This window comes from Crocosphaera chwakensis CCY0110, from assembly GCF_000169335.1.
GTDB classification, from domain to species: domain Bacteria; phylum Cyanobacteriota; class Cyanobacteriia; order Cyanobacteriales; family Microcystaceae; genus Crocosphaera; species Crocosphaera chwakensis.
On the sequence record NZ_AAXW01000120.1, the window covers coordinates 1 to 5,062 of the forward strand.

At 33.6% G+C, this 5,062-nt stretch carries 5 protein-coding genes; 1 reads left to right on the forward strand and 4 read right to left on the reverse strand.

Going from position 1 to position 5,062, the window contains the following annotated elements; genetic code table 11:
- The 3 genes from CY0110_RS27325 to CY0110_RS27335 form a co-directional block, all read right to left on the reverse strand.
- A partial coding sequence (locus CY0110_RS27325) for a helicase HerA domain-containing protein (protein WP_008278908.1) occupies window positions 1–1,180 on the reverse strand: 1,180 nt, incomplete at its 3' end.
- A gap of 9 nt (window positions 1,181–1,189) precedes the next feature.
- Entirely contained in the window at window positions 1,190–3,016 is a 1,827-nt protein-coding gene (locus CY0110_RS27330) for a hypothetical protein (protein ID WP_008278909.1), read from the reverse strand.
- Window positions 3,017–3,058: 42 nt separating this feature from the next.
- Window positions 3,059–3,313 (reverse strand): hypothetical protein, encoded by a 255-nt coding sequence (locus CY0110_RS27335; protein WP_008278910.1) that lies wholly within the window; start codon window positions 3,311–3,313, stop codon window positions 3,059–3,061.
- A gap of 92 nt (window positions 3,314–3,405) precedes the next feature.
- On the opposite strand from CY0110_RS27335, the gene CY0110_RS27340 reads away from it, so the two are divergent.
- Window positions 3,406–4,494 (forward strand): DNA sulfur modification protein DndB, encoded by a 1,089-nt coding sequence (locus CY0110_RS27340; RefSeq protein WP_008278911.1) that lies wholly within the window; start codon window positions 3,406–3,408, stop codon window positions 4,492–4,494.
- Here CY0110_RS27340 and CY0110_RS27345 read toward each other — a convergent pair.
- Window positions 4,491–4,940 carry a type II toxin-antitoxin system VapC family toxin gene (locus CY0110_RS27345; protein ID WP_008278912.1) on the reverse strand — a complete coding sequence of 150 codons (450 nt, stop codon included), beginning with the start codon at window positions 4,938–4,940 and terminating at the stop codon, window positions 4,491–4,493. The two genes, CY0110_RS27340 and CY0110_RS27345, sit on opposite strands and share 4 nt — an antisense overlap.
- Between the last annotated feature and the right edge of the window lie 122 nt (window positions 4,941–5,062).

The following is a 5,062-nucleotide window of genomic DNA, read 5'->3' on the forward strand; positions in this document are numbered from 1 at the left end:
AAGCATCGAAAAGATTATCAAATAAAGGTTGTATCCATTTTTTTCCTGTTTTTCCTAATTGAGCATTATTGAGTATTGCCTCTATTGATTTTTTATCATTTTCTAATAAAGGCTTTTGATTTTGAATCAATTGCTGAATTATATTTTTGACTTTACCTGGATCATCAGCCCCAATATTTCCTGGTTGTTTATCTTTATATTGTTGCCATAATTCTTTAACTATTGTTCCTAATGTTTTACTAATATCAACTTTTTGATAAACAAGTATTTTTCTATCTTCTAAAAGCTGGCGATAAACTAATGTCAAACTTTCGCGATATTTTTTTAAAGCTTTTGGTAATAATGTCGTTTTTGCCATTGCTTCTGAAGCAGCCTGTAATTTATCTTGTTTACCTGATAAATATTCAATAACTTCACCAGGAAAAGTTTGTTCTCCCAATCCAATCAAATAAGCATCTTTTTCAATTAAAATATCAAGGGCTAATGTTGTATATTCACTCATCAAATCAAAAAATACAACTTTAAGAGGATCTTGCTTAATAGTTCTTTCTTGAAAAAGTTTAGCAATTAATGTTGAAAGTAAGTTAGATTTTCCTGCACCAGTAAAACCAAAAATACCAAAATGAACTTGTAATAATTCTTCGATTAACACATAAGTTTCTATCTCTTTTTCTCGGATTAAATGACCTGCTTTGATAATATTATCTCTTTCGGGATCAATTCCTAAGTTAGCGATTTTTTTAGTTAACTCATTATCAATAAAATAAACATCACACCCAGACATAGGTAAATTTGATTCATCACTTATTGTTCCCTGTTTATTAACCTCATAATTAGTAGGAATGGCAATAATACGAATCTGAGTAGTATCTTCTCTAACTTCATCTTCTTGTTGTTTCCAATCACTAAAAGCACTTTTAGCAGCTTCTTTCACAAACCCAGGATAACCTTTAACATTTTCCCCTAAACCATAATGAATGGGCAAAATAGAAACGACTTCTAAAATAGTATAACGATATCCATGACTATTACTAGAAAAATTAGGGGCAGCTAAAAATGCTCCTTCTCTAATTTGTTCCATATATTTTCGAGTATAATCAAACCAGATTTCGCATTGGTATCGAGTTTGGTTATCTTCTTTTAAATTAATTAAAATCCCTTTCAGATCAGTAATAAACATAATTTTCTCCTAACGTTTGACATTATCACGAATACTGCGTAAGGTGCGAGATAAGGGGTTACAACGCATCACATAATCAACACTTGTAAGCATTTCTGCTAATTTACGTCCTACAGTTTTTGCTCCCCAATCAGCTTTATGAAGGGGGTCGGGATAACCAATCACCTCAGCAAAATGATTACGGGTGAGTTCAGTTAGTAAATACATCACAATAGTTTGTCCAAGATTAATATCATTAATATCAGAGCGAAAATAAGGATAAACTTGACCAAATAATGGGGTTTCGATGGGATTTTTTAAACGAGCTTTTTTATCCCATTGAGGATACAGTAATCGCTCAATAAAAATAACATGACCGCTTAATAAATTAGAGGGTGTATGTTTTAAATAAAACTGACCTAAAGAACGAGCGGTTAAACGTTCTGGTGCTAAAATATCTCCCCTCACACCACTAAGATGTGATTCCCCTTTTTCGTCTTTACGAACAAACATAGTCATATAAAGTCCGTCAAATTCAACTGTTGACCAAGGGGATTCTAATTTATCATTAATAGCTGGAACAAGTTCTAGGGCAATTCTGTCAGTTGAAGGAAGGGGACGCGAAAAGTCTTTTAGGTTAGGAAAAACATCAAGAAATCTCATAACCCCTAAATAATTTCGGGTGAAATAAGAGGAAGATGAATCTTTGACTAAACCCACTAATAAAACATTCCGTTTCCAACATTCTTCTATGAGCATTCTTAGTCCTACCCCTATTAAAAATTTAAGGTCTGGGGGACTCATCCAATGTTGCTTTCTCACTTCATCTTTTTCTACTATATAAGTTAATGCTGTGGGATCTTTTTCAACAAAAAGCTTTGCACAAATCTCTTTAAAAATTGATTGTGTATAAGACCAGGATTTGTCAATGGGTTCTGAACCTATCCACACAAGGGTTTGATTATTATTAGTTAATTTGGCTAATCCCTTCGTGGTTAAATCACTAATTCCTTTTCTAAAATCTTCTATTTTTAATCCTTCTTCTTCCGCTACTTTTATTAAGTCAATTTCTCCGCCGTTTTGCTCCAGCTTTGCTAAAATTCCTGTATATTGACGAAACTTTTTAAGGGTAGGGATGTCTAAATCACGATTAAAAGGATGAGCTAAAGCAATTATAACGTCAGCTTCTGTTAAGTGACGAGAACCCCAAGGACTGCCAACCATTCTAACTGCTTTTGGTTGCAACATATTAGAAGCCATTGAGGAGGAAATTGACTGATCTAATAATACTAAATCAGGGGAATCGGTTCGACTACTAGCTACTGTATCATAGGCTAAATAAACTTCTGATAACTGCATTAAAAGGGTATGTAATCCTGATAAGTTAACTTTTTCAAAGTCACTCACTGCAAAGGGGTCATGATCATCGGGTAAAATATCTTCTAGTTCAGCATGAGGAATAGGAACTTGAGCAACAATAGATACATCTTGTTCTAATGACCATTTATGATAACGTAATATTGGGGGATCATTCTTCAGTTCTAATGACCCTCTTGCACCGTAAGCTCCTGCATAGAATAATAAAAATTGTGTAGTTTCTTCAGCTTTACAAGTGCCATCAATGGCTACAAAATGAATGTCATCTCTGCCAAAACAATCCCTAATCTGATCACGGAGTTCAATTAATTCCATAGGAGATGTAAAATCAGACTGCCAAGATTTTATAAGGTCTTTAAGTTGTAGGTTATAAAGTTCTTGGACAACTTCTAAATGCTGATGATAAAGCTCCTCATTGCGTTTTTGACCAACTCTTAAACTCGATTCAAACCCTTTAAAAATACTAGAAAGCTTAGACATAGAATTGTTACTATTACTGAAACGGAAAAATAAAAAACTGACTTATTCTTCTGAGGGTGCTGGTGAGTCTTTCCGTCTGCCCATTTTTGAACGGGAATCTTGACGATTTTGTAATAATTCCTCAATCATCTCTTTCTGCTGATTCGGGTTATTCCAATCTCGGATAAAACGCTTCACAGACACGCTCACTAAGTCTTGCATGGTGGGTGCAGCCGAAAAATGCTTGCTCTCTAAAGAAAGCTTGATTTCTTGCAAGGTTTGATAAAGTTCAGTGGGAACTCGAATGGTAGAGGCCAAAATTACACTATTTTCTTAAAGACATTAGCAATTCTAATCTTCTTGACTTAATACTTGCTACCATGTATACATGAATACAGATTTTATTGACGATGGAACTTGTTATTAATGCTGTACCCGTGCATCGTAGTCTAGAAGATAAACAGCTAACTTACGTAAGTAGCTTACTCTTCGGTGATATTGTCCGATTAATCGATGATAGTCGTTTATATGTGCCTAATCAGCCTGATTTACCCGATTTTGCTCAACGCAAACTTAACAAAGTACGAGTCAAGCAAATTTCTTGTTATGTTCTGGAAAATTATCAAATAGGAAAGATATTTTTTCCTCCTATTTGTATCAATATTCAACCGAAACCAAGATATGAAGACGGCAAACTTTTTTTACCCTATGATTCAGTAACTTTACGCTTAACCGATGGACAACATCGCTGTTTTGGAATTTATCAAGCTTTAGAAGATATTAAACAAAAAAATTCAATCAAATTTAAACAGTTATCTCAAATAGAAATCGGTGTATTGTTATATGCAGGATTATCATTAGAAGAAGAACGTCAAGCATTTCGTGACCAAAACTTATTAGTTCAACGTCCCAGTGTATCTTTATCTCACTATTTTGATAAGCGTTCTTTGGCCGTTTTAATTGCTAAAGATTTATTAGAAACCGTACCTCAGTTTATTGATAATATTGAATTAATAGAAACGGGTTTAGGTAATCATAATCCTAAGTTAATGACCCTTTCTACTTTAGTGACCGCAACAAAATCTATGTTTTCTACTTTCAAATCTCCAGAAAATTTAGGAGATAAAAAAAATTGGGCAAGAAGTTTTTGGGTAAGTTTGGCTAATATCTTTAGTGATAATCCTTGGAGAATTATGACTAGAGAAGAACGAAGTCAACAAAGACAAGAATCTTTATTAGTTAGTGCCGTTATTTTACAAGCATTTGGGATGTTCGCACATGATTTATATCGGGAAGATGTACCAGCAGAACAATTAGAAAAATGGTTAAAAAACTTACAAAAGCTCGATTGGCGAAGGAATAATAAATTTTGGTTAGAACGCGGTGTTACACAAATAGGAGCAACAGAAGAGCCGATTATTTCTAATACAAAAACTACAGTTAAAGCTTGTCATAAAGTGCTTCGAGAATATGTGGGTATTATGGAACTTATGATTTAACTAATGCGATTGATATCTGTTGGCTGAATTACTGTAATTTCTGAAAAACGTCTAAAATCATTAACATTAAACGTTAAAATTTTCTCAATTTTATAAACTAACATAGCAGCAACTAAGCGTGTGTCATGAACTTTCACCCCTTTCACTTGATATTTTTGGACTAAACTCCGCCATTGAAGATAAATGTTAGAGGTATCAGGAAGAACAATAAAAAGATGTTCCATTTGAGAAACTTCTCCTTCAGTTTCAGAAACAGTCATTCCTAAACCATTTTTTTCTCGAGGGCGAGTACAAACATTCCAAAACTCAATCAGATTTTGAGGAATAATAAAAAGCTGTTCATTTTGTGAGCGCAAACTTTTAATTGAATTAGTAACATCTTGATTCATCGGATGGTCTAAATCAATCATTCGTAATAGAATATTGGTGTCAAGTAAAAAAGCCAATTATCCCCTTTCTCCATAAATATTTTCTCGATTAATAGCTTCATCAGAAAGAGACGGAAGATTCTGATGTTTATGGCTGTCTATCCATTCTTGAAAAGCATTATTCCATTCTTGAGAAGAAG